Raw genomic sequence first — 25,550 nt, 5'->3', positions numbered from 1 at the left:
CGTGAAATACAGCAGCCAGTCCACCGCCCGCGCCGGCGTTATCCTTCCTCCCTCGCCCGACGTCCGCCTAGTTCCCCGAACTCGGAGCGCCACTCAGCGCTCCTGGTACGTGCCGCTGCCGAAGGAAGGCACGTGGCGCGTTCTGGGCACTGCAGGTTCAGGGGTGTCGAGCCTGCTTATCGATGTTGTCTTAGAACAGCTCACTAGCGGTGCTGATGCCTCCGGCATTCTCGTTGTTGCGCCGTCGAAAGAATCAGGCTCATTGCTGCGCCGTGAACTGGCTGAGCATCTCGATGATTATGCGGCACAGGCTTCCATGGTGCGCTCTGTGCACTCGTTGGCGTTCGCGTTGCTCCGCCGCGGCAGTGAAGAGGAGCTGCGGCTGATTACCGGTGCGGAGCAGGACGCTGTCATCCGGGAGCTACTGGCGGGCCATGCGGCGGATGGCCGTGGTTCGTGGCCCGCGGAGATGCGCCCGGCGCTGGAGTACGTCGGCTTCGCGCGGCAGTTGCGTGACTTGTTACTGCGCGCGATTGAACGCGGGCTTGGTCCAAATGACTTGGAAGAACTTGGCTCCCGCTATCAACGTCCCATGTGGTCTGCCGCGGGTGATTTCCTCCGTGAGTACGAGCGCACCCAGGCTCTTGCTGGTTCTCATTCTTACTCTGCAGCGGAACTAGTCAGCCAGGTTCTCTTGCGCCCCGAATTGCTGCAGGATCACCCATGGCACACCATCGTGGTGGATGATGCTCAACTGCTCGACCCTACCTCCGGACAGCTCATCTCTGAGCTAGCCACAACTGCCCGGCTGACCGTAATCGGCGGTGACCCAGATCAGGCAGTATTTGCGTTCCGCGGCGCCAATTCTGAATTTCTCACCTCGTGGGAAGCAGAAAATGAACTGCACTTAGAAGTACCGCACCGCAAGCCGTCACCTGCTTGTGTAAGCGTTGTTGACTCCCGTGGAACCCTGCGTGATGTTCTGGCTAATACTGTCCGTCGCCGCCACCTCGAGGACGGCGTGAGCTGGCGTGATATTGCAGTCATTGTGCGTTCTGCGGGAGACATTGGTCCAGCCCGCCGGAATTTGCTGGCCGCCGGAGTTCCGGTGCATATCAATCCAACAGATGTGGTTCTGGCAGAACAGCGCTTGGTCAAAGCCGTCTTGCTGGCGTTGCGTGCACTAGAAACCGATCTAGATCCGGTGGAACTTGAGGACCTTATTACTGGTCCCGTGGGTGGTGCCGATCCAGTGACCCTGCGCCGCCTTATCCGCGGCTTGCGCCGATGGAAGCCGGAGCAGCGTGGCATGGACACCTTGCGCGAGTTGCTTGAGGGCGATGTGCCTGACTTCGACAACCTCCTTACGGAACGCGAGGAAGCCATTCTTGCCCGCATTCGTGGCGTCCTGTCTGCTGGCCGCGAGGCTCTTCGTGCAGGAGCTGCTGTGGAGGAAATCCTCTGGGAGGTGTGGCAGGCTACGGGGCTCGATACCCGCCTCCAAGCCGCAGCCCTGCGCGGCGGCGCCGCCGGTTCCCAAGCGGACCGAGATCTAGATGCCATGATGGCTCTCTTCGATGCCGCTGGTGACTACGCCGAACGCCGCCCTTCTGCGTCGTTGGAGTCCTTCATCCTCCACATCACCGAACAAGAGCTCCCCACCGGCGTGCGTGATCGCCGATCTGCTCTGCCAGATGCCGTGGAGATTCTCACCGCGCATGGAGCTGTTGGACGGGAATGGGACACGGTCATCGTTGCGGGTGTCCAAGAAGGCGCGTGGCCCTCAGTGGGGGAGACCGGCTCCCTCTTCGGACAGGAGGACCTCATTGACCTGCTGGACCGCGACATCACGCCGGGCACACCGGTAAGCCATGTATCTGGTCGTTTAGCGGAAGAACGCCGCCTCTTCCACGTGGCTACTACTCGTCACCGCCACCGTTTGCTGGTTGTCGCGGTGGATTCTCCAGAAAGCGATGAAGTGGAAGAACCGTCCCGCTTCATTGAGGAGTTCTTGTCTGCCGGTGGCGTGGATGTACCCGGTGCACAAGCGCGCCGGGAAACCAGTCAGCGTTGGGCACGGCAAGCATTGCCGCGCGAGTTAGGCCTTGACCTTCCGGAGACAGGTTTGGTAACCTTACGAGGTGGTGCCGACATTGATGAGGAACTGGATCCGCTGGAGGTCTCAGTGCTCTCAGTCTCTTCCTTCGTGGCACAACTGCGTCGCTGCGCTACCGAACCAGAATCTGGTGAGGCAGAGCGTTCTCAGGCGGTTCGGCAGCTTGCGCGCCTCGCGGAAGCCGGTGTTCCCGGGGCACACCCGGATCAGTGGTGGGCTGCGCGCTCGGTGGCGTCTGAACAGCCGCTGACCGGTTCTAACAGCTTGTCGCCTTCCCGCGTGGAGGCGCTCATGGCCTGTCCACTGAATGCAGTTTTGGGCAAGCTCGCTGAAGAAGAGACAACAAATATCAACCTTGTACGTGGCAACCTTGCCCATGCCTTCCTCGAAGCATTAGGTCGCGGTGTTGAGCCAGGAACAGCGAAGAAACTCGTGGTAGAAGCCTTCGCGACGATGCTCGATGGCCCATTGTGGCGCCGCGATGCTGAGCTCGCTGATTTCGAGCGCCTCATCGACCGTACCCATAGCTGGTCGCTGTCCACCACGTTGGAACCGGTCGGTGTCGAGGTCCCCGTATCCGTCGACATTTCCCCGGAAGTGACTATCCGCGGGTATATCGACCGGCTCATGAAAGAAGGCGATGAGTACGCCGTTGTCGATCTCAAGACGGGTTCGCAGGCAGCAACGAAGGAAGCCGCACGAGACAACACCCAGCTGCTGACTTATCAGTTAGCTCTTGCCCACGGAGAACTCGTCACGGAGGACTCTGCTGATGAGGAACATGTAAAGGAAATTCGTACTGGTGAAGGTGTACCCCGCGCTACGAGCCGGTTGGTGTATCCACGCACCACAACAGCAAGCGTGACGGAACGCGTACAGACAGCTAAGCCGCCAGAGGAACTTGAGGAGTTTGCAGCTCAGCTGCCAGCCCTCGTCGCTGAATTGCGGGGGCCAGGCCTCACTGCCCGCGAGAATGACGGCTGTGATCGTTGCCCTATCCGCTCCATCTGCCCCGTCATGAACGAAGGAGGTCTGGTGACCAATGCCTAATCACCCTCAGAACCCCACTCACCACTTCAGCCCTGAGGAACTGGCTACCGCCTTAGGCAAGCCTTTTCCTCCTACTGAGGAACAAGCTGCCGTCATCGAGGGCCCACTTGGGCCCAAGCTCGTCGTTGCCGGTGCTGGCGCGGGCAAGACCGAGACGATGGCCTCACGCGTCGTGTCCCTAGTCGCCAACGGCCTGGTGCGTCCTGAGGAGGTCCTCGGATTGACCTTTACGCGTAAAGCGGCACAACAGCTCGAGCAGCGTATTCGCCGACAATTGTTGACGTTGCGCTCTTCAGGCATCCTTCGCCCCGGCAGCGCTGCTGCCGAAGCCGTGGAAAATATCGTGCCAAAGGTGTCCACCTATGACTCCTATGCAGGAGACCTTGTTCGTGAATACGGGCTACTCATGCCGGTTGAGCCGAGCGTACGCATCATCACGGAGGCTGAACGTTACGCCATTGCTCATGAGGTAGTGAGTAACTACGCCGGCTCTCTAAGCACTGATCACTCAGTGGCCACGGTGACTGCCACCTTGTTGAACCTCGCGCAAACCATGGATGGCGAACTCAAGGATCCTGATGCCTTGCGTGAGCACGAAGAGATTTTCCGTAAGACTGCGGAGGACCTTGAGAAGACTCAGAAGAACGGCAAGGAATTCAGCGACAAGGTGCAGGGCTACCTAGACACGCAGCGTCTTCGCTTGGAGTATCTGCCTCTGGTGGAAGCACTCAAGAAGGAGCAAGCTGAGCGAGGAGTCATCACCTTTGGTGAGCAGATGTCTATTGCTGCGACCTTGGCAAAGAACTTCCCGCTCTTGGGCGAGCAGCAAAGCGCGCGCTACCGCGTTGTGATGCTCGACGAATATCAAGACACCTCTCACGCACAACGCATCTTGCTGCGTTCTCTTTTCGGTGGCCCGCGCGAGGGTCTGTCGGTGACCGCAGTAGGTGACCCCATGCAGTCGATTTATGGGTGGCGTGGGGCCACCGCGGAAAACCTTGCGGCCTTTGTCACCGACTTTCCACAACCGGATGGTTCGGATGCTCCGAAGGACCAGCTCACCACATCGTGGCGAAATCCCTCAACGGTGCTGGAGCTGGCCAACGATGTAGCTGCGAAGCTCTTCTCTGAAAGCCCAGGAGAGCGCCCCGTCGATGAGCTTTCGCCCAAGCCGACTGCACCGGCCGGAACCGTCGAGTTAGGCTACTTTGCCACGGAAGCAGAAGAAAGAACCTTCATTGCGGAACACTTGCGCGAGCTGTATGAGGCTACTCCCGAAGGCGAGGATTTTAGCGCGGCAGTTTTGGTGCGCACCAACAAACAATCACCGCTCATCGCGGCAGCCCTCGATGAGGTTGGTGTTCCAAACGAGATTTTTGGAGTCGGTGGCCTTCTGTGGCGCCCCGAGATTCAAGACCTCGTCGCAGTTGCAACACTGCTGGTTCGCCCCCAGGACACTACCGCAGCTTTGCGTGTGCTCACGGGGCCGATGTGTGGCCTAGGCATCGCTGACATCCAGGCGCTTCACGCACGTCAACGGAACTTGGCCGGTACTACTGATGGCCGCCTACGGTGGGAAGGGGGTGACCCGCTGGAGTACCTCACTGCTCAGGTGGAGTCCATCACTGCTGAAGGGCCGGACCAAGTATTGGGACTCGCGGACGCCCTTGCTGATCTAGGCGAACGTGAACGCTACAGCGATGAAGGCCTCGAGCGAATGGAGGAGGTCGCCGCCAAGCTGCGTTACCTGCGTACATATTCGCTAGGCAAATCTTTGAATGACATTTTTGCTGACATTGAGCTCGTCTTTGGTGTGCGCACTGAGGTTCTCGCTGCCGGAAAGCCGGGAGGAACAACGCACCTTGATGCCTTTGCTGACCTCGTAGCCGGTTTCCATGGAGATAGTTTGGCCGCGTTGCTGGATTACTTCGAGCTGGCCAAGGAAAAGGAGGACGGACTCGCCTTGGGCGAGGTGCCGGTTGTGCGCAACCGCGTACAGATTATGACCGTGCACAAAGCTAAGGGCCTGGAGTGGGAGCACGTGTGCGTGGCACATGCAGACTCCTCGAGCTACAAAGCACAGGCAGAGACTTTCCTTTCGAAGATTGAGAAGGCTCCTGGCGATGATGACTACATCGAACTGCCCGATGATGCGGTGAAGCGCTCGGAATTCGGTAAAGCCTGTGAGGCCTTCAAGCAGCTTGACCGAGAATTTCAAGCAGAGGAAGCAGCTCGTCTTTTCTACGTAGCGTTGACGCGCACAGAGTCCTCGCTAACGGTGACGGGCTCCGGTACAAACAAAGCAAAAGGTGCTAACAAGAAGGGCCCGTACTCGTATTTACAGTTACTGGCGGACAAGCACCCAGAACTTGTTGTCCACTGGGAGGTACCGGCTCTTCCCGTCGAGGCTGAAGAAGACACGGAGCGTGAAGCTCACTTCCCGTCGCTGACTCCACAACCACAGGCCGTTGATGCTGCCGCTGCGGTTCGCGCCGCACTGACGGAGCTTCCAGCATTGCGTGATGGCGAGACGTTCGAGCTGTGGGAACAAGAGGCAAGCGCACTTATTGAAGAGCACAAGGCGCTGCAAGCTCCCGTGGTCGATGTTGAGCTTCCGAGCGAGTTGACGGCCTCCGACATGGTGGCCATGTCGGCTGACCCAATTCAGTTTGCACGCCGTCAGCGTCGCCCCATTCCCTTCAAACCAAATTCCTACGCCAAACGCGGTACCGCCTTCCACGCCTGGCTCGAAGACCGCTTTGGCGCACCGGCGCTCCTGGGTGAGGATGAACTACCGGGCTCCCACGATGAGCCAGATCATGACCTCGAATCCCTCAAGGAGGCGTTCTTGGCTTCCGAGTGGGCGCAGCGCACCCCAGCGCACGTTGAGGCACCTTTTGAAATCACCATCGGTGATTCCGTTGTGCGTGGGCGCATGGACGCGGTATTCCAGCAGCCCGACGGAACCTGGCTCATCGTTGACTGGAAGACAGGTCGGCGTCCCCAGGGCGCTGCGCTGACCTCAGCGCAGATCCAGCTTGCTGTTTACGCAGAAGCATGGCGCCGTATCCACGGTGTCGACTCGGTCCGTGCAGCGTTTTTCTATGTGCATGAGAACTTCCTGCTAGAGCCGGAAGACTTGCCTACTGGCGCTCGCCTCGCCGAGCTTCTGGACTCTGCAGTTTCCACCCCGCCCGGGTTAAGTCTAAGGTAGTCTCACGGTACATTCGCTCCATTTAAGGGAGGTTGGCGCTTAGTGGCCAAGCACTTAGGCAAACGCTTGAAATCGCGTTTCTTGCCGCAGATTGAGTTAACCTCGCAGCCTGACCATGCGTTGATTGACGTCATTACTCTCCCGCGTACGGAGAGCACCAACCCGTGGAAGCAACTGGCTCGCCGCGTCCTGTGGGCTTTTGGCCTTCTCGTCTTCGTCACTATCGTCGTCTTCTTCGACGGCGGTGGTTACAGCGAGGACCTGTCGCTGCTCGATGCCGCGTATTATTCGGCGGTCTCGCTGACCACAGTGGGCTATGGTGACATCGTTCCCGTTACTCCGCAGGCGCGTTTCATCAACCTTGCCATTGTTACCCCGGCCCGCCTGCTCTTCCTTGTCTTGTTGGTCGGAGCGACCTTGTCGGTGCTCACTGACCGAGCCCGTCGCACATTTGAAATCCAGAATTGGAGAAAGCAATTGCGTAACCACACTGTCGTTATCGGCTATGGCACGAAGGGCGCCGGTGCGGTGTCCGCTCTTATCGCGGACGATGTTCCTGCCTCCCAAATCGTGGTCGTCGATACCAACCGCGCAGCACTGGCTAACGCTGAGCACCACGGTCTTGTGACCATCTATGGTTCCGGCACCAAGCAGGATGTTTTGCGCATCGCCGGCGTGCAAAATGCCTCTTCCGTTGTTGTGACTCCCTCCACAGACGATACCGCGGTGCTGTGTACGCTTTCCGTGCGCGAGCTCAACCCCAAGGCTAAGGTTGTGGCTTCCGTTCGTGAATCCGAGAACCGACACCTTCTTTTGCAATCAGGTGCTGACTCAGTGGTGACCTCTGCTGAGACTGCGGGCCGTCTGCTTGGACTTGCCACCGTCACACCGACGGTGGTGGAGATGATGGAAGACTTGCTCTCCCCGAACGAGGGATTCTCCGTTGCTGAGCGCGCTGTGCGTGAGTTTGAAGTTGGGTCTAACCCGCGGCACCTTGCGGATATTGTGCTGGCGGTCCTACGCAATAACGAGCTACACCGTGTTGATACCGCCGATGCTTACGCCCTCAAACCAGGTGACCGCCTGCTCTATATCAAGCACGAAATGCAGCAGGCCATTGATGACACCGATGAGGACGAGGACGACGACAAGTAATGTACCTGCCAGTCACCGAGACCGGCCGCATCCCAGTTGATGCCCAAGGCCAGCCAGTCCTCGTGGCAGAACCTGCCGGTGACATTCTCGTTGAAGCCGGCGACGTTGACGCCTTCTTACTGGATACAGCAGCTGCCGAGAAACTCGGCACGTTGCAGGATGCCACGTTCTTCAATGGCCAGAGTGACATCCTCAAAGCCGTGCATGTGATCCGGAATCGTCGTGAAGCGCGCTTTGACCCACGCACGGGTGAGGAACTGCAGTATCCCGCTCCCGGCGTGGTGGGGCGCGCTGGTGACCGCTATGTCTTTCCCCGTCTTGACCCAGCGGTGATCGGCATTATTCACCACCCAGAGTCGGAGCGCATTCTTTTGGCGCGTAACCGCCACCGGCCAGGATTCTTCTCACTCATTGCCGGCTACGTCGAACCGGGCGAAACCCTCGAGGACGCCATGGTGCGCGAAGCGCTTGAGGAAACCGGTCGCCGTCTGCACTCGGTGCGGTACTGGGGCTCCCAGCCGTGGCCGCCCAGCGGGTCCCTTATGGTGGGCTTTTCTGCCGTCACGGAGGATGTCGAGGCCGTGTGCGATACTGACGAAGAGCTCGCAGAAGTACGGTGGGTGTCCCGCGCTGACCTGCCGAGCATGACCATTGCCCGCAAGGGCTCAATTGCACACACGATGATTATGGAGTGGTTCCACGGTGATGAGACCGGATCTGTCCCTGCTCGATGAGGACCAGCGTGCCGCCGCTACGGCGCCACGCGGACCGGTATGCATCCTGGCGGGCGCAGGTACGGGTAAAACCCGCACGATTACCTACCGCATTGCCCACATGGTGGACCAAGGCTTTGTCAATCCTCAACGAGTTCTCGCTGTCACCTTCACCACCCGTGCGGCGAGTGAGATGCGCGAGCGGCTTAATCAGATGGGTGTTGGGGGAGTGCAGGCCCAAACCTTTCACGCCGCGGCGCGCCGTCAGCTGAAGTATTTTTGGCCGCAAGTAGCAGGGGACTTGCCGTGGCAGCTCATTGATAACAAATTCAGCCTCGTGGGGCGCGCCGTGCGTTCACTGGGACTGGACAACACCAAGGACACTATTCGTGATTTCCTGGGGGAAATCGAGTGGGCCAAATCATCGCTCATTGGCCCCGAGGGCTATCCGGGCGTTATCGAGAGCACAGACCGCGAAGCTCCGGGTGATCCGCAGGCTGTCGCCGAAGTTTTCCGCCGCTATGAGGACATGAAGTCCACCCCGGATCTCATGTACCTCGATTTTGATGACCTTCTCATGCACATTGCCGGGGCTATTGAGAATGTGCCATCGGTAGCGGAAGTATTCCGTGAGCAGTACCGCACGTTTGTCGTGGATGAGTACCAGGACGTCACTCCACTGCAGCAGCGTGTGCTTGAAGCCTGGCTGGGGGACCGTGATGACCTCACAGTCGTGGGCGATGCCAACCAGACCATTTATTCCTTTAATGGCGCTTCACCGGAGTACTTGTTGGACTTCTCCCGCACGTACCCGCAGGCCACCATGATTAAACTGCAGCGAGATTACCGCTCCACGCCGCAGGTTACGCAGTTGGCTAATGAGGTCATTGCAAAGGCCACCGGACGTGCCGCCGGTACCCGGCTGGAGCTGCAGGGCATGCGCGAGCCCGGTCCGGAGCCCACCTTCAAGGCTTATGAATCTGAGGAAGTAGAAGCCAAGGAAGTCGCGGGCCAGGTACTGACCTTGCTTAACCAGGGCGTAAAAGCTTCCGAGATCGCCATCCTCTATCGCATCAATGCGCAGTCGGAACAGTTTGAACAGGCGCTTGCCGACGCCGGAATTGTCTACCAAGTGCGCGGTGGTGAGGGTTTCTTCCGGCGCCCCGAAATTTTGGAAGCTATCCGTGTACTCATCGCTGCGTCGCGCCGCGATGACCTCCCGGCGGATCCGGTTGCCGTTGCCCGCGCAGCCTTCGTAGAGCTGGGCCTGACGGCTACAGAACCACAGGGCGCTCAGGCGCGCGAGAGGTGGCAGTCACTGAGCGCACTCGTGGATCTCATCGCCCAGATCGTGGAGGACCACGAGGGCATTGATCTCAACGGCGTGCTGGGAGAGCTTCACCGCCGCTCAGAAAACAAGCACAACCCCACCATGGAGGGGGTTACCTTGGCCACCATTCACGCTGCTAAGGGCTTGGAGTGGGATGCGGTCTTCCTCGTCGGTCTTACCGAAAAGCTACTGCCCATTAACCATGCCATCAAGGCTGGCGATGAGCAGGTGGAAGAGGAACGCCGCCTGTTCTACGTGGGCATTACCCGTGCCCGCGAGCACCTGGCCCTGTCGTGGGCGCTAGCAAAGACCACCGGTTCGCGGGCATCGCGCGAGCGGACCCGTTTCCTCGACGGCCTCGTGCCGGGCATTGAGGAAAGCGAGTCGAACAATCGCCGTTACCGCCCGCGGCGCTGCAGGGTCTGCTCCAGCGAGCTCACCAGCCCTGCGGAAAAGGTATTGGGCCGCCACGAATGGTGCGAGTACGAAGGAGACGAGGACGTCTTCAACGCTCTGAGGTCATGGCGCGCCTCGGTGGCCAAGGACTCTAAAGTCCCTGCCTATGTCGTCTTTTCTGATGCCACCTTGCAGGCCATCTCGGAGGCACTTCCCTCCACTGAAGCCGAGCTGCTTGATGTCTCGGGCGTAGGCCCGACGAAACTGGAGCGCTACGGCGCGGAGGTTCTGCAGATTATCGCTTCAACACGCTAAGCACACTTACGCGCACAACAAGCGAGCAGAAGGCTTTAGCCTGAACAATACGGGCAGCGCGGATGTTCCAGCACGAAGCGGTGTTGTTCCATGCCGTAGAGATCAATCTCCTTGAGCTCCCCGGCAAGTGGCCGTGCTGTCGGAGCCCCAGGTGGGGAAGGTCTGCCCATGAGTCGGCGAATGGTGACCACCGCATGCATCACAACGGCGGTGCGCACTACGGGATCCCCTGGCCGTACGGCCGCATCTGCTCGCTGTGCCACCTCATGCCACTGCGCATCAGCATCAATACGGTGCAGGTGCGCGCACATGGGACAAGGACCTGCACCATTGACACGCGCCGGTCCAATGATGCCCCGGGCATCCAACATGGACACCGGCAACCACGTCGCCTTACTTCGCTGGAGCGCCTGCGCCCATTCCACGGCACCACCGAGCATGTCCACCGCCACGATAGGAAGATAGCCCGCCACGTTGTCGATGTAATCGGCGGCCGATTCGGTGTGGAGGGGAGTGCGGGGTTGGAAGTGGTCGCTCATCAGGGCATCGCGCAGCTCATCGGCCAACACTGAGTTGCCCAGCACCGCGATGCGTTGGAGTCGTGGCTCTGGCCACAAGATGTTGTAGCTTATAAGGTCCTCGACAAGACTGCGCGCAGCAGCAGGTGATAGCCCTGTACGTGCAATCAAATTCTCAATCGTCTGCCTGGTCAGCGGTATCCGTAGACGGTTGAGCACACCCGCCAATTGTGGGTGCGCCTCCAGCACCCCGACGCGCGTGGCGTCCATTCCGCATTGCACCATTCCCGGCTCGCGTTCGAGAACGACCACGTCTGGCGCCAACATATAGGTTTGTGCTGCCATATTTTTCTCCCCCGTCGCGCGGCATCCCTCCTAGCCGCGGTGGGTCTCTATTGCACCACAGGTAGAATGCCCTGTCATGTCGAGTAACCCCGAAGTCCGCGTCATTCGCTCAGCACGGCGCCGGCGCACCGTTCAAGCCCGCACTGTCGACGGCGTGCTGGAAGTACGTATCCCGGCATGGATGTCGGCGGCGGAGGAGGAGAAGGCCGTAGCGGACATCGTGGCAAAGGTGCAGAAGAAGCACTCATCGGCGCAGCTTTCCGACGCCTCCCTCCAAGCCCGCGCCCGCTCCCTTAATGCGCGTTTTCTCGATGGCCGCGCGACTGTGGGTTCTATTCGCTGGGTAAGCAATCAAAAATCCCGTTGGGGCAGTTGTACTACCTCAACGGGAGATATTCGCATTTCGGACCGGTTACAAGATGTACCCGAGTACGTTCTCGACGCGGTCATTATCCACGAGCTGACCCACACCTTCATTTCCGGTCATGGCCCGGAATTTTGGGAATGGGCTGATCGTGCGCCCAAGGCGGAGCGCGCCAAGGGCTATTTGGAGGCCTATCAGCGCTTCCGCTAATCCTCGCGGGAGTCCTTGCCGTCGGCGTCGTCACCGTCGGCGTCGTCTTCGCCCTTGTTCTCGTCAGAATCCTCGCTCTCCGCGTCAGTGTCCTGCGCAGAGTCATCGTTCTGCTGCTTGAGCATTTCCTCCAGCTTGGAGAATTCCTCTTCAAAGCCTTCGTCGGTGCTGTCATCGAGCAAGCCATCGATGAAGGAGGCAGGGTTGTCGATGTGCTCTGCAGTCGGCAGCAGGTCTGGGTGATCCCACGCGGAATCGCGCTTGTCTGGGCCCACGGCCACGGTGGCGCGGCGCCACAGCTCGGCAGCCGCCTCCACCTTCGGGGCATTGAGCTCAATGCCGACGACCTGGGAGAAGGCCTTTTCTGCAGAGCCGCCGGTGGAGCGGCGGTGTGCCCACGCCTCATTCATCGCCTGCGTCGACGGAATGCGCTCACTCAGGGCCTCAGTAACCACGTGCTCGACCCAGCCTTCGACGAGTGCCAGAAGGGTCTCCAGACGGGAGGCCGCGCCAGCGTTGCGCGAGGTGATGCGCGGGGAGAGGTCCATGCCCTGCAGTTTGCCCATCGCATCCTGAATAGCTTGCGGGTCACCGGATTCCAGGTTGAGCTCGCGTGTAGCTTCCTCAATGTGGGAAGTGTCGATGACCAGGCCCATGGCGTACTCCTCGACGGAGGACACCAGGCGTTCGACCAGCCACGGCACGTGCTTGAACAGGCGCTGGCGGGCAGCCTCACGGGCGCCGATGTAGACGAGCACCTCCTGGCCCGGAACGTTGAGGTTGCGGGCGATGGCCTGAATATTGTGCGGCAGGAGGGCCGTGGTGCCAGCGGGGGAGACCGGCAGGCCAAAGTCGGAGCCAGTCAGTGCCTGGGAGGCGAGGTCACCAAGAGCGTGGCCCAGCTTCATACCGAAGTTCATGCCGGACATCGAATTCATCATCGAGGTCATGGGGCCCATCATGTCGCGGGCTTCCTCCGGCAAAGACTCGAGCTGTGCGTTGTTCATGTGCTCCGCCACCGGGGTGACCATGCGCTGCCACATCGGCAGGGTTTCCTCGAGCCACTGGGCAGAGTTCCATGCGGTCACGGTACCCGAGGCCGTGGGAAGGTAGGTGGCGTCATCAAGCCACAGCTCGGCCAAACGTACCGATTCTTGGACGGCGGTGCGGTCTTTGTCGTTGACCTCTTTATCACCGGAGATCTGCTGCAAGGAAATGCGCTTGGCCAGGTCATAGTTGACGGGGCCAGCGCCTTCCGGGGAGTTCATGGAGGAACCCATACCGGATAGCATCTGACCAAATTGGTTGAGAAGATCGCCTAGGCCACCGCCACCGCCAGCGCCACCCGCGCTGAAGCCGAAGGCGCCGAACGGGTTCTGGTCGCGACGATCTTTGTCGTCGTCATCATCATTGTTGGGGAAGGAAAAACCGAATCCGTTGCTCATGCGCCCCAATCTACCGGTTTCCAGGTCACGGATTCTAGGTTCTCGGCAACGCTGAGAGCGAACAGACCATCAAACGTTGTAGGCTGTTTCTCCGTGAATCAACAGCAGAACCCTCGAACTCGCCGCCTCCGCACCCTGACCTGGGGAGCGATTCCGGTGGTGCTCACGGGCGCTCTGCTCAGCGTGGACCGCATCCCGGGAACGGACATTACCCTGACGGTTCCCTATGCTGCAGAAGGTCCGGGGCCCGTCGTGGACACGCTCGGTGAGGTTGAGGGTATGCAGGTCGTCGACGTGGAGGCGCCGGAGACGTATCAGCCCACCGGCCAGCTCAACATGACGACGGTATCGGTGCGCACCAACATGACGATGGCGCAGGCGTTGGGGCGTTGGCTGTTTACGGATGACACCCTCGTGCCTATCGAAAGCATCATCCCGCAGGGCAAGACCGATGAGGAAGTACAGGAGGCGAACCAGCAGGCCTTTACCCAGTCTGAGTCTGCTGCCACCGTCGCCGCCATGGACTACCTCAACGAACCCGTGCGTATCGAGGTAGCGCAGGTGCTTAACGACGCCCCCGCGGCCGCCACGCTTCACGACGGCGACATCATCACCGCCGTCAATTCCGAACCCGTCACCGAACCCGGCGAGGTCCAAGCGAAAGTCCGGGGCCTGTCTCCCGGCGATGACGTCACGCTCGATATCACCCGCGACGGCAAGGAGCGCACCGAGAAAGTCACTCTCGGCGCTCACCCAGAGGACAAGGACATTCCGCTTCTTGGCATCCTCATGACGTCGGTTCCCACCGAAGACATCACAGTGGATTACAACCTGCAGGACATCGGTGGTCCTTCGGCTGGCATGATGTTTACGCTGGCGGTGATTGACAAGCTCTCCAGTGAGGATCTCACGGGCGGAAAGTTTGTCGCTGGTACCGGCACTATCGGTGAGGACGGCGAGGTCGGCCCCATCGGCGGTATCGTCCACAAGGTTCACGCAGCGCAGGAAGCGGGTGCCGAGCTTTTCCTCGCGCCAGCCGATAACTGCGCCGAGGCAGTCAGCCGAGATACCGAGGGCATGGTGGTGGCCAAAGTTCACACACTGGATGATGCCATCGAGGCGATGCAGGACTTTGCCGACGGGAAGCCCGTCGAGACCTGCGAAGGCTAAGTACGTAGGACTAGCACTGCCCAAACTCGCCGCCCAGAGTGGAACTCGTTCACACCCAAGATCCGTAGCGCCGTTCAATGAAGTCGAGCTAAACCCAAGACGCTTCAGACATTACAGGGTTCAATAATGGGATTCCTAAGGCATTGGCAGCTATGTTAATATTGCAGCGGTTTCTTTTCTAGAAGCACACGCTTTTTCATTCAAGAACGCGTCTCATCGAATTCGAAGGTACGCAATTAACCCTCTGTCGAATTTAAGGATTCTTTAATAATGATTAAAAAGATTGCCACAGGCATTTCGGCAATTGCTCTTGTTGCTACCCTTGCGTCATGTTCATCGGAGGAAAAGCTTCAGGAAGTTGACGTTAATGGACTTACCATTTCTGCAGCTTGTGAAAAGGTTCGAGAAGCAGGCTGGAGAGTGGATGCAGTGCAAGGGACGGAGAACGACCAAGAATCGTCTGATTGTTCCGACAGCGAACGCAAAGTGGCGGAGGCATGGTTTTCTGATGAAACAGTGACCCTGTACTTTGCAAACGCCCCTGTTGCAACTGCCGAAGAAGCCCCCATCGATGAATCACCTGTAGAAGAAGAAACCCCCGCCGAGGCTCCCGCCGCTGAAGACGGTTCTCAGGAAGGTTCCACTCATGGTTACCAAGCCATCTACGACGAGTATTCTGCTCGGCTTCAAAACGAATGCCCTAACCTCTCTATGACCGAATGTGCAGAGCTCTCGAACGAGGGAATCTCCGAGATGGCGAAATATATGTATACCGCCAAGGGCAAGGATGGTCAGTACCAGACCTATGAGGAGTGGTCACAAAAGCTATACGACGTTTACATGTCAGTTCAGCTCTAATTAAGCAGAGTGACTTCTGGACTTGCCCCGAAAGTTGGACTGGTTTAATTTGAGGCAGTTGGAGGCTCAAGAGTCTGATTCCGGTATTGCTTCAGAGTTAGGCCCTTGAGTCGCTTTTGGAACCGTTCGTTGTTGTACCAGTGAGTGCAGTCATTGATCGCGTTGTAAAACGCCTCCAAGCTGGTGAATGTTTTACCGTTGTGTAAATGAACTCAATTGTGAAACGAACCCGGTATTCATCTGGGCAAGTTCGGAACTTTTGGCAGGTAGGGCAGTTTCGAGTGCCTCTTGTCGAGCCCCGGTCCTGCGGTGACATCAATGGGCGGGCAAGCCCGCCGGCGCCTGTGAAGGATCGGCCGCACCTCAACTCACCAGGGCAGCGGTAAAGAGTGAGCCTAAACCAGGCCCAGCTCCTTGAGGCGCTCCTCCGGATCATCCTGGTCAGTGGAGATCATCTGCTGCATGATGAGGCCTTCGTCGTTATCCACGACGGTAAGGATGGCAGTGTTGCCCAGCATCGACCAGCCCACTACGCGGTTGCCGCTGTCCTCAACGACGCGCGAGCTACGCAGTTCCGTGAGCACCTGGGTGGTCTGGGAAGCCTTGGCTTTCGACTTGAAGAACTGGAATTGGCCCACCTGGGAGCCAGAGCAATTGAAGGAATCCGTCACACCGTTCGGGTCGCAGCGGTCAAACTCCTCAAAGATCTCCTCGGGAACCAAGCCGCCGAAGATGGCATAGGCTTTGTCAACCGAAGCCTCAAACTTCCCGTCCGATGCGGAGCTCGGTTCAGCGGAGTCAGACTCGTCCGAGTCAGCGGAGTCGGATTCTGACTCAGAAGCCGACGCATCCGCCGCCGAGTCCTTGGAAGACGTGGTTTCTTCAGCAGAGCTGGTCTCGCTTTCCTCTTCGGACGTCGAGGTCGCGGCCGCGGAGTTGGGCGCCTCTGCGTCTGTGGAGACAACAGGTGAGCTAGCCGGCGACGGCTCGGGGGATTCTTTATCCCCACATGCGCTTAAAAGCGCGCCGGCGGCGAGCACGGCTGAGGCAGCGGCGGTGAGGCGGGTGGTCAAACGCACGGTGGGGTGGCTCCTCTACGTAGCGGTACTGCTGAAAAACTCGATAATGCTTAATGCTATCTGCCCAGTGTAGACGATTAAATAACCTCGTCTGGATCCTGCTCCAAACCGTAGCGCAGGGCAGCGATGACGCCCGGTGCTACGTTCGGCCCTCCGCGCAGTTGAATGTCGTCCTCGGCGAAGGGGCCAGCTGCTTCCAGCTCTTCCTCCGTGGGGCGCAGCTGCAGGAGGGTCAGCTCAGCGCCGTCCGAGCCGTCCTCGCCTACGCCGTCGCGCAGGACACCGGAGAAGAGGCGGGCCGGGTGGGCGTCGCCAAGCGCGGCGTCCTCCGTGTCTTTAAACATGATTTCTTGTGCCAGGATGACTCCGGCAATCTCGCGCGGCCACGCCAAGCGCGCGACGTACTCGGCTAAGTGCTCCGAGCCGGGCTCAATGCCCTCCGGTAGCTCTTGGACGACCAGAGTAAGCGGCGACTCGTCGTCCACATCACCCAACTGGGCAGCGACTAGCTCGGTCGGCACAAGCGCAAACAGAGTCGGTGGGGCATCCCAGCCCTCGGCATGAATGAAGTCGACGGCCTCGCGCATCGCCTTGTTGAGCGCGCGGTTGGCAGCTGGCTGGGAATTGGGTTGGGAACTCATAAGCGTCCTTGTTCGTTGACGGTGGTAGTGCTTCTCTAGACTAGAAGCTTGATACCTCTATATTCGCACGAGACCTGATTGGAGCTGGAGTTGGCTTCCGGACTGAACCGACCCACCGCCCCGATGAAACGTCCTCCCAGAGTGCTCTCCTGGGTCGTCGCCATCATCGCTGTCCTCTTGTTCATCGGCCCTATGTTCGTGGGCTTCTACACGGACTGGAAGTGGTTCGGCGCGATTGATTACCGCGGGGTCTTCACCAAGACCCTGATTACCCGGATCATCCTCTTCGTAGTCTTCGGACTCGTTGCCGCCGCTATCACCTACGTCGCCGGGCTATTGGTATGGCGTGGCCGGGGTAGTTCGCTAGACATGGCTGACTTGAACTCGCCGGTCTACCAGTACCGCAAGTCCATTGAAAGCACCATGGGGGTCTTCCTCAAGACCATCCCGGTGCTTATCGGTGTCGTCTCCGGTCTGCTGGGCCAGGCCAACTGGCGCACGGTCATGCTCTTCCTCAACTCGCATGACTTCGGATTCAATGACCCGCAGTTCAACCACGACTTGGGCTTCTACGCCTTCCGTCTGCCGGTGTGGTCCATGCTGGTCAATGCATTCTCGATGCTGTTTGCGGTGTGCTTCCTCATCGCGCTGGTGGGCCACTACATCCTAGGCGGAATCCGTATTGGTAACCGTGCTGCTGGTGTTCGTGGTTCGCTGTCGAAACCTGCGCGTACCCAACTGGCAGTGACCGCCGGTATCTGGATGCTGCTGCAGGTGGCTGGCTACTGGCTGGAGCGCTACCAGCTGCTCTACAACCAGCACTCACTGTTCACCGGTGGTTCTTATACCGATATCAACGCCTACCTGCCGGCAAAGATCATTCTCATGATCATCGGCATCTTTGTGGCGGTGGCGATCTTCTCCGCAGTGGTGATTAAGGACCTGCGCATCCCGGGTCTCGCTGTGGTGCTCATGGTGCTGTCCGCGCTGGTCATTGGTCAGGGCTGGCCGCTTATCATGGAGCGCTTCTCCGTCAACCCGAACCGCCAGGCAAAAGAAGCTGAATCTATCTCCCGCAATATCGAGTCCACCCGCTTTGCGTATGGGCTTACTGAAGACAAGGTGACCTACGAGGAGAACTGGGGAGCAGGAGACGTTTCTGATGACAAGGTGGCTTCTGATGACTCCACCATCTCTAACCTCCGCCTGCTGGACCCAGACATTCTGGCGCCGACGTTTACTCAGATGCAGCAGCTGAAGAACTTCTATGGCTTCCCGGAGACTCTGGCGATGGACCGCTACGAGATTGACGGCGAAATCCGTGACTTCGTTGTGGCTGCCCGCGAGCTGGATCCCAATGAGTTGCAGGAAAACCAGCAGAACTGGATTAACCGCCACACCGTGTATACCCACGGCAACGGCTTCATCGCAGCACAGGCTAACAAGGTGGATGAGGTAGCCCGCGATGCAGGTTCTGCTCGTGGTGGTTTCCCCATCTTCACGGTGGCTGACCTGCAGACTCAGTCCGGTAAAGACGCTGAGGGCGAGGGTGAGACTCAGAACGCTGAAGAATCCTTGGGCATCAAGGTGGACGAGCCCCGCATCTACTTTGGTCCAGTGATTGCGGGTGCGCGCGATGGCATGGACTACGCCATCGTGGGCAAGACCGGTGACCAGCCGGTGGAGTATGACACCGATACCTCCACGTACACCTACGAAGGTACTGGCGGTGTGGATATTGGCAATATCGTTGACCGCACTGCCTTTGCCCTGAAGTACCAGGAGCTGAACTTCCTGCTGTCCGAACGCGTCGGCTCCGAATCCAAGTTGCTCTATGACCGTGACCCGCGTGAGCGCGTGGAAAAGGTCGCCCCGTGGCTCACTACGGATTCCTCCACCTACCCGGCTGTTATCGATGGCCGCATCAAGTGGATCGTGGATGGCTACACCACACTAGATTCCCTCCCATACTCGCAGCGCACTTCACTGACGGAGACCACCCAGGACACGCAGAATCCCAACGGCACCACGCAGCGCCTAGTCAATGACCAGGTGGGCTACATCCGTAACTCGGTCAAGGCGACTGTCGACGCCTACGACGGCACCGTCGATCTCTACGAGTTCGACACCGAAGACCCCGTTCTTAAGGCCTGGGAAGGTGTTTTCCCGGGCGTCGTCAAGCCAGAGTCGGAGATTTCCGACGAGCTGCGCCAGCACCTGCGCTACCCGGAAGACATGTTCAAGGTGCAGCGCAACCTGCTGGCCAAGTACCACGTGGATGACCCAGGCGTGTTCTTCAACAACGATGCCTTCTGGTCTGTACCGGAGGACCCGACCGCCGGCGAGTCCCAGGGCCTGAACCAGCCGCCGTACTACGTGCTGGCCTCAGATCCGGAGACCAACAAGCCGAGCTTCCAGCTCATCACCTCCTACCGTGGTCTGAACCGTCAGTTCCTCTCCGCACACATGGCGGTGTCCTCTGACCCCGACACCTACGGTGACATCACCGTGCGCGTGCTGCCGACGAACACCCAAACCCAGGGCCCGAAGCAGGCGCAGGACGCCATGATGTCCTCCGACCAGGTGGCTCGTGACCGAACATTGTGGCAGGGCTCGAATGACCTGAAGAACGGTAACCTGCTGGCGCTGCCGGTGGGCGGGGGAGAGATCCTCTACCTCGAGCCGATTTACTCGCAGCGCAAGGGCCAGGAATCCGCGTTCCCGAAGCTGCTGCGCGTGCTCGTATCCTACAAGGGCCGCGTGGGCTATGCCCCGACAATTGGTGAGGCCCTGGAGCAGGTCGGCATCGACCCGAAGGCTGCCCAGGACATCACGGAGATCGAGGGCGACACGGGCGAGAAGACCGACAAGGATGACAAGGAGAAGTCTGACGGCGACCAGAAGGACGCCAAGGATGACAAGGATTCTGAGGCATCCGGACCGGCTTCCGCTCCGAAGGCATCCAGCGAAGGCGAAGCCATCGACGCCATCAACAAGGCTCTCGACGGCGTGGACAAGGCCAAGGGCGGCTCCTTCGAGGAGTACGGCAAGGCCCTAGACGAGCTGGACAAGGCAGTGGAGGACTACCGCTCGCTGCAGTCCCAGTAAGTCGAAACCAGCGCCGGGAATCAAGCCTGGCGCCTCAGTGTGAAATGGCGCCTGCCCAGGGGATTTGGGTAGGCGCCATGGTGTCTGTATAGTTACATCCGTCGCCAGCACACGGGATAGTGTGCAGAGCGCTTGATGTTTGGAAGTACATCTCGACGCGGGGTGGAGCAGCTCGGTAGCTCGCTGGGCTCATAACCCAGAGGTCGTCGGTTCGAATCCGGCCCCCGCTACCAGCTTCCAAGCCCCTACCAGTGGAAACGCTGGTAGGGGCTTTAGTTATTTCTCTTAAGGAGCCCGGATTCGGGGGGTTAAGGGGGGTTAAGGGTCAAAAAGTGTGTCTGGCTCGGCGTGTCGCTGGGGCTAGATTTGGCCTTTTTGGATGCCGATTGAATGGGTGTAGTTGGTGTCGATAGCGTTGTCGTAGAGGGCTGGTCGTCCTGTTTCGTGGTCGGCGTGGTTCTCGTTGTGGGTCAGGGTTTGTACTTTGGCGAGTTGGTCCTGTCCCCAGTTGGATTGCCTGGCGATTTCTACGGGATCGTCGGGCAGTTCAGTTTTTAGGTAGAGCCACCACTCCAGCATTCGGCGTTGGTGTTCTCCTCGTCGTCCGCGATGAGCTCGTGCTAGTAGCTTCAGCTGGGAGTTGATTCCGCCTTCAAGGCTGTTGGTGGTGGCTTTGATCCGGTTAGTATCAATGACTTCTTCGGGCGGGTTGAGATAGACAAACAGCAGGTTGCTGCGCCAGAGGTGGTTGAGACTGTTGTAGGCCTTGCGCACGCTGGCATGAGTCCAGGTGTGAGTCCAGCGACCGGTGACTTCGAAGCACTCCAATCAGCTACACTGACCCGAGCAGCATAGCTAACCCCCGACGTGTCTACTTTCCGGGGGTCAGGCCCGGCAGGGCGCTGATGGGCAAGACGACGTACCGCGTCGCCTTTGAACCGGGGCTCGACGAGAATGTCCACGCTGCGGTCATCGGCATCGCTATCGCGCTGGATATGCGCAGAGAGAAGATGCGCGACAGCTAGGTGCGGGATACGTCACTTGGCGAGCGGGGTGGGGCGGTTGGTGCTACAGTGAGCGCTGTCTGAGAACTATCTGAGAGGACGGCACTGTCATGCGCATTTCCCGTAAGCCCTTGTCCCTGATCGCCGTGTGCGGCGCCGCAGCAATCGCTCTGGCAGGCTGTTCCGAGCCGAGCACCGATGACTCTGCCGCAGGCGGAAACGGCGACAGCACCGCAGAAAAGTCCGGCGAGAAGACCGTCATCACCGTCTACACCTCCGAGCCGGAGGAGAAGGTCGATGAGATCAACCAGGCGTTCACGAAGGCGAACCCGGATGTCGAGGTCGAGGTCTACCGTGCGGGCACTGGCGATCTGAAGGCGCGTATCGACGCGGAGAAGTCCTCCGGCAAGGTCGAGGGCGACATCATCTGGGCCGCTGACGCACCGACCTTTGAAGGCTTCAAGTCCGAGGACCTGCTGGCCAAATTCGATGATGTGAAGACGGACGGCGTGCTCGAGGAGGTCGTCGACGCTGACGGCTTTTATGTGGGCACCCGCCTCATCCCGACGGTCATCGCGTACAACACCGATGTCGTCGACCAGGCTGATGCTCCGGCCTCCTGGGCGGACCTGACGGACGAGAAATTCATGGACAAGATCGTCATGCCGGACCCGGCTGTCTCCGGCGCCGCGGCATTCAACGCGACGGTGTGGATGAACAACGAGAAACTCGGCGAGACCTGGGTGGAAGACCTGGGCAAGAATAAGCCGATGATCGCGGCCTCCAACGGCCCGACCTCGCAGGAGATCGCCGGCGGCGGCCACCCGGTCGGCGTCGTCGTGGACTACCTGGTGCGCGACCTGGCGGCGAAGGGCTCTCCGATCAAGGAGGTCTACGCCACCGAGGGCTCCCCGTACATCACCGAGCCGATCGCCGTGTTCAAAGATTCTGAGAAGAAGGAAGCAGCCCAGCGCTACATCAACTTCATCCTGTCGGAGGAAGCGCAGAAGATCGCTGTCGAGCAGAACTACCTGCCGGTAATCGACTCCGTGGGCACCCCGGGCGGCGCACCGAAGCTCGAGGAGATCGAGCTCATGTCTGTCGACGATGAGACTCTGTCGAACGACCGCGAGCGTTCCGTCGAGTTCTTCCAGAACGCAGTCAAGTAAATCAGCGGGAAGACTGTCCCCAGCCTTCCTCTAAATCTGTCACGGTCACTCAAACGGGACGAGTCGAAACATAGTGGGCACACGTATTTCTTCCGGCGGCGTCGCTTTCGCACGGCTGGGCATCTGGCTGCTGGCGGCAGCGATCTTCATCGCGCCGCTGGCAATGGTCATCTCACTCGCGCTCGGTGGCAACCAGTTTCCGGTCTTGGTGGAGCAGGGCCTAGCCACGGCGACGTGGAATTCGGTGTACACGACATTGGCGTCGTCGATAAGCGCTGTGCTCGTTGGAACCGCTGTCGCGGTCCTGCTGGAACGAACCGATATTGCGGGCGCGGGCACGCTGCGGCTGTTTCTGCTTTCGCCGCTGCTCGTGCCGCCGTTCGTTGGCGCGATCTCGTGGCTGCAGCTCTTCGGGCGTAATCAAGGGCTCAACGCGGTGTTCGGGCGCCCGCTGTGGGACATGTACGGCGCCGACGGCATCATTTTCCTGATGATGCTGCACTCGTACCCGCTGGTGTACGTGATTGTGGCGGCGGCGCTGCGGTCGATTCCGTCCGACCTGGAGCTCGCCGCACGCGTCGGCGGGGCCGGCACGTGGACGGTGCTGCGCACGGTGACGATTCCTTTGCTGGGCCCGGCCTTGCTGAACTCTTTCACGCTGACGGCGGTGGCGAACCTGGCGGATTTCGGCATTCCGTCGATTATCGGTTCGCCCGTGCGCTTCGAGACGCTGGCCACGATGGTCTACCGTTTCATGGAATCCGGCACGGTGAGCAATCCGCTGCAGGTGGTGTCCACCGTGGGTGCTGTGCTCATGCTGTTGGGCATCGGCGCCGTCGTGGCGGACTACCTGGTGTCCAGGCGAGCGTCGTCGACGGTGAGCGGCGGCGGGACGATGAAGCTCTCGCTCGGCAACGCGAAGTGGCCGGCGACCGTGGTGACGTGGATCATCGCATTGGCGATCACCCTGGGGCCCGTGCTGGGTTTGGCGCGTCGCGCGTTCCTGCCTGCCCCGGGCGTGCCGCTGACGTGGGAGACGATCTCCCTCGACAATTTCTCGCGCACGCTGGCGAATCCGCGCGTGCAGGAAGGCTTCATCAACTCGGTGACCCTGGCCGCCGGGGCGGCGCTGCTGTGCGGGCTCTTCGGCTGGGCGATCGGGCTGTTGGTCACCCGCACCCAAGCGCGGTCGAATACGGCGCTGAGCTTGGTCACCCTGCTGCCGTCGGCGCTGCCCGGATTGATCATCGGCGTCGGCTGGGTGATTGTGTCGCGCTACACGGACATGTACAACACCCGCTGGGTGATTCTGTTCGCCTATGTCTGCGCGTTCACGTCCATGGTGCTCCAAGCAGTGCGCGCGCCGTTGCGGAAGGTTCCGGCGGCGGTGGAGGAGGCCGCGCAGGTTTCTGGTGCGGGTCGGCTCCGTGCGATGTGGGATACCTCTGGCCGGATGGCGTTGCCCGCGGTCGCCTCGGGCGCTGTACTCGTCGCAGTGACAGCCGTGCGCGAGCTGACCATCTCGATCCTGCTCGTCGCTCCCGGCACGACCACGATCGGTGTGCAGCTGTTCAATTTGCAGCAGTCCGGTAATTACAACCAAGCCTCCGCACTCGCGCTCATGTTCGTGGCGATCGGCATCGCCGCCCTCGCGCTGACCGTGCGCAATCCCGCTAAGGAGTCATGATGAGCGACATCGATATCGTCAACCTCGGCGTCACATTCCCGGACGGCACACGCGGCCTTAACGACATCACGCTGCACATTCCCAGCGGCGAATTCGTCGCGCTCGTCGGACCGTCAGGCTCGGGAAAGACGACGCTATTGCGCACCATCGCGGGATTTATCGACCCGTCCGAGGGCACCATCGCGTTAGGCGGTGAGGACGTCTCGGCAACACCGCCGGAGAAGCGTCACATGGGCATGGTCTTTCAGCAGCATGCCGTCTGGCCGCACATGAGCGTCGCGGACAACGTCGCGTACCCGCTGCGCCGCGCGGGTGTGAAGCGCAGCGAGGTCGCCAGCCGCGTAGAGCGCACACTTGAGACCGTCGGCCTCGCGGGGTACGGAAAGCGCAAGCCGTCGACGTTGTCGGGCGGCCAGCGGCAGCGCGTGGCGCTCGCCCGCGCGATTGTCGCGGAACCGCGCGTTTTGCTTCTCGACGAAGCACTGTCCGCCCTCGACGAACCTTTGCGCGATGCGCTGCGCCGCGAGATCGTCTCGCTGACCCGCAACAATGAGCTGACCACGGTGCATGTCACGCACGACCGGAAAGAAGCCATCGCGATCGCTGACCGCATCGCTGTGCTGCGCGACGGAACACTCGAGCAATTCGACGCGCGACACGCAGTGGTCACCCAGCCCGCAAGCGCATGGGTGGCATCGTTCATCTCCGACGCCACGCTTCTCGACGGCACGGTGCGCGGGGGAGAGGTGGTCGTCGATAAGCCGGCTCTGACGTGGAAGCGTGGCGAGGTGAGCTCCATCAGCGACGCAGGAATGCTTGACGACGGCGCGGCGGTCACCGTCGCTGTCCTTCCCGATGCAGTCAACGTCGTGTCCTCCGCTGAAGGCGATGTGGAGGCGACCGTGACATCCGTGCTGTTCGAGGTCAGCAGCTATTCGGTGAATCTCGAGGCTGGTGGCGTGGAATTTCGAGCCCGCATGGCGGCTGATCCGAAGCCTGAGGTCGGCGATACCGTTGGCCTGCGCATCACCACTCCGTTGGTGTACCCGAAATAGATGTTCTGACCAGCCGATTTGGTTCTTTTCCGACTGTCCTTTAAATTTATCAAGTCGCAATCAACAGCGAACGCGCCCCGTTCGTCTAGCGGCGTAGGACGTCGCCCTCTCACGGCGGTAACACGGGTTCAAATCCCGTACGGGGTACAAAGAAATACCGAAATAGTCCGGCACCACGCAGTCTTCACGGCTCAGTGGTGCCGGACTTTTTGGGTTTGCGGTCGGAAATCGGGAAACCTAGGCTGAGCGTCGAGCCAGGCTTCAATGTCGCTGACGCGGTAGAGGATCTGTTTACCAGACTTGAAGTAGCGAGGACCACGACCCTCAGCACGCCAATTACACAGGGTGCCACGCGACAAGCCGAGCATCTCAGCGGCGGCAGTAGGTTTCACGGCAAGACGGGGGATATCTGCACGAGTACTCACGATTAACTCCAGACATGAAAAATTCACCCCAGCCGGCACCGTTGTGCTTAGGGGCTACTTCATGTCCGGTTCTAAATCGTTATTCCGCTTACTTCGAGGACGGGACCTCGCTGGCGATACCCAGAAGGCTGGTAACCATTCTAGCCCATTTGTCAGATGCGAGTTTTTGGTACCGGTGTTCTG

At 59.9% G+C, this 25,550-nt stretch carries 17 protein-coding genes, 2 tRNA genes and 2 pseudogenes; 14 read left to right on the top strand and 7 right to left on the bottom strand.

Going from position 1 to position 25,550, the window contains the following annotated elements; genetic code table 11:
• The first annotated feature begins 1 nt into the window (after position 1).
• Genes HMPREF2875_RS10035 through HMPREF2875_RS10015 form a run of 5 tightly spaced genes read left to right on the top strand, consistent with a single transcriptional unit; the run spans position 2 to position 10,289 of the window.
• The gene (locus HMPREF2875_RS10035; protein ID WP_246817090.1) at positions 2-3,166 is read left to right on the top strand and encodes an ATP-dependent helicase; all 3,165 of its coding nucleotides are present in this window, start codon (positions 2-4) and stop codon (positions 3,164-3,166) included.
• Positions 3,159-6,380 (top strand): ATP-dependent helicase, encoded by a 3,222-nt coding sequence (locus HMPREF2875_RS10030; protein WP_070672784.1) that lies wholly within the window; start codon positions 3,159-3,161, stop codon positions 6,378-6,380. The genes HMPREF2875_RS10035 and HMPREF2875_RS10030 overlap by 8 nt, the downstream gene beginning before the upstream one ends.
• A 42-nt stretch (positions 6,381-6,422) precedes the next feature.
• Complete coding sequence (locus HMPREF2875_RS10025; protein WP_070672782.1) at positions 6,423-7,535, top strand: potassium channel family protein; 1,113 nt, start codon at positions 6,423-6,425, stop codon at positions 7,533-7,535.
• Positions 7,535-8,269, top strand: a complete 735-nt coding sequence (locus tag HMPREF2875_RS10020; RefSeq protein ID WP_070672779.1) for an NAD(+) diphosphatase — start codon at positions 7,535-7,537, stop codon at positions 8,267-8,269. Before HMPREF2875_RS10025 ends, HMPREF2875_RS10020 begins: the two co-directional genes overlap by 1 nt.
• The gene (locus HMPREF2875_RS10015) at positions 8,238-10,289 is read left to right on the top strand and encodes an ATP-dependent DNA helicase UvrD2 (RefSeq protein ID WP_070672776.1); all 2,052 of its coding nucleotides are present in this window, start codon (positions 8,238-8,240) and stop codon (positions 10,287-10,289) included. Before HMPREF2875_RS10020 ends, HMPREF2875_RS10015 begins: the two co-directional genes overlap by 32 nt.
• 35 nt (positions 10,290-10,324) lie before the next feature.
• On the opposite strand, the gene HMPREF2875_RS10010 is transcribed toward HMPREF2875_RS10015, so the two are convergent.
• On the bottom strand, positions 10,325-11,152 hold the full coding sequence (locus HMPREF2875_RS10010) for a hypothetical protein (protein ID WP_070672773.1): 828 nt from the start codon (positions 11,150-11,152) through the stop codon (positions 10,325-10,327).
• A 76-nt stretch (positions 11,153-11,228) separates the two neighbouring features.
• Here HMPREF2875_RS10010 and HMPREF2875_RS10005 point away from each other — a divergent pair, with 76 nt between their 5' ends.
• The gene (locus HMPREF2875_RS10005; RefSeq protein ID WP_070672770.1) at positions 11,229-11,726 is read left to right on the top strand and encodes a M48 metallopeptidase family protein; all 498 of its coding nucleotides are present in this window, start codon (positions 11,229-11,231) and stop codon (positions 11,724-11,726) included.
• Here the strand turns inward: HMPREF2875_RS10005 and HMPREF2875_RS10000 are convergent.
• Positions 11,723-13,171: a zinc-dependent metalloprotease gene (locus tag HMPREF2875_RS10000; RefSeq protein WP_070672767.1), complete on the bottom strand. Its 1,449-nt coding sequence runs from the start codon at positions 13,169-13,171 to the stop codon at positions 11,723-11,725. The two genes, HMPREF2875_RS10005 and HMPREF2875_RS10000, sit on opposite strands and share 4 nt — an antisense overlap.
• A 93-nt stretch (positions 13,172-13,264) precedes the next feature.
• On the opposite strand from HMPREF2875_RS10000, the gene HMPREF2875_RS09995 reads away from it, so the two are divergent.
• Both HMPREF2875_RS09995 and HMPREF2875_RS09990 read left to right on the top strand, forming a co-directional pair.
• Positions 13,265-14,341 carry a YlbL family protein gene (locus HMPREF2875_RS09995; RefSeq protein ID WP_070672764.1) on the top strand — a complete coding sequence of 359 codons (1,077 nt, stop codon included), beginning with the start codon at positions 13,265-13,267 and terminating at the stop codon, positions 14,339-14,341.
• 270 nt (positions 14,342-14,611) lie between these two features.
• Complete coding sequence (locus HMPREF2875_RS09990) at positions 14,612-15,199, top strand: hypothetical protein (protein WP_070672762.1); 588 nt, start codon at positions 14,612-14,614, stop codon at positions 15,197-15,199.
• Positions 15,200-15,243: 44 nt separating this feature from the next.
• Here the strand turns inward: HMPREF2875_RS09990 and HMPREF2875_RS13300 are convergent.
• From HMPREF2875_RS13300 to HMPREF2875_RS09980, 3 genes and pseudogenes are all read right to left on the bottom strand, one after another.
• A pseudogene (locus HMPREF2875_RS13300) lies at positions 15,244-15,405 on the bottom strand (IS3 family transposase); the annotation flags it as partial.
• Positions 15,406-15,594: 189 nt separating this feature from the next.
• Positions 15,595-16,278, bottom strand: a complete 684-nt coding sequence (locus HMPREF2875_RS09985) for a beta-N-acetylglucosaminidase (protein ID WP_070672761.1) — start codon at positions 16,276-16,278, stop codon at positions 15,595-15,597.
• Between the two features lie 77 nt (positions 16,279-16,355).
• The gene (locus HMPREF2875_RS09980; protein ID WP_070672758.1) at positions 16,356-16,919 is read right to left on the bottom strand and encodes a PPA1309 family protein; all 564 of its coding nucleotides are present in this window, start codon (positions 16,917-16,919) and stop codon (positions 16,356-16,358) included.
• Between the two features lie 123 nt (positions 16,920-17,042).
• On the opposite strand from HMPREF2875_RS09980, the gene HMPREF2875_RS09975 reads away from it, so the two are divergent.
• Entirely contained in the window at positions 17,043-20,027 is a 2,985-nt protein-coding gene (locus HMPREF2875_RS09975) for a UPF0182 family protein (protein WP_070672755.1), read from the top strand.
• 156 nt (positions 20,028-20,183) lie between these two features.
• Positions 20,184-20,260, top strand: a tRNA-Met gene (locus tag HMPREF2875_RS09970).
• Between the two features lie 127 nt (positions 20,261-20,387).
• Here the strand turns inward: HMPREF2875_RS09970 and HMPREF2875_RS09965 are convergent.
• Positions 20,388-20,825 (bottom strand): annotated as a pseudogene (locus HMPREF2875_RS09965) (IS256 family transposase); the annotation flags it as partial.
• Between the two features lie 316 nt (positions 20,826-21,141).
• Here HMPREF2875_RS09965 and HMPREF2875_RS09960 point away from each other — a divergent pair.
• From HMPREF2875_RS09960 to HMPREF2875_RS09945, 4 genes are all read left to right on the top strand, one after another.
• On the top strand, positions 21,142-22,200 hold the full coding sequence (locus HMPREF2875_RS09960) for an ABC transporter substrate-binding protein (RefSeq protein ID WP_070672752.1): 1,059 nt from the start codon (positions 21,142-21,144) through the stop codon (positions 22,198-22,200).
• A 163-nt stretch (positions 22,201-22,363) separates the two neighbouring features.
• Positions 22,364-23,887: an ABC transporter permease gene (locus HMPREF2875_RS09955; RefSeq protein ID WP_141754618.1), complete on the top strand. Its 1,524-nt coding sequence runs from the start codon at positions 22,364-22,366 to the stop codon at positions 23,885-23,887.
• Complete coding sequence (locus tag HMPREF2875_RS09950; protein ID WP_070672749.1) at positions 23,887-24,942, top strand: ABC transporter ATP-binding protein; 1,056 nt, start codon at positions 23,887-23,889, stop codon at positions 24,940-24,942. Before HMPREF2875_RS09955 ends, HMPREF2875_RS09950 begins: the two co-directional genes overlap by 1 nt.
• A 74-nt stretch (positions 24,943-25,016) precedes the next feature.
• A tRNA-Glu gene (locus HMPREF2875_RS09945) sits at positions 25,017-25,089 on the top strand.
• Between the two features lie 44 nt (positions 25,090-25,133).
• On the opposite strand, the gene HMPREF2875_RS13295 is transcribed toward HMPREF2875_RS09945, so the two are convergent.
• The gene (locus tag HMPREF2875_RS13295) at positions 25,134-25,334 is read right to left on the bottom strand and encodes a helix-turn-helix transcriptional regulator (RefSeq protein WP_256389713.1); all 201 of its coding nucleotides are present in this window, start codon (positions 25,332-25,334) and stop codon (positions 25,134-25,136) included.
• Positions 25,335-25,550: the final 216 nt, after the last annotated feature.

The sequence above is a fragment of the Corynebacterium sp. HMSC078H07 genome (assembly GCF_001812805.1).
GTDB lineage: Bacteria > Actinomycetota > Actinomycetes > Mycobacteriales > Mycobacteriaceae > Corynebacterium.
The sequence above is the reverse complement of the archived record's forward strand: the minus strand, read 5'-3'. Positions and strand labels throughout refer to the sequence as shown.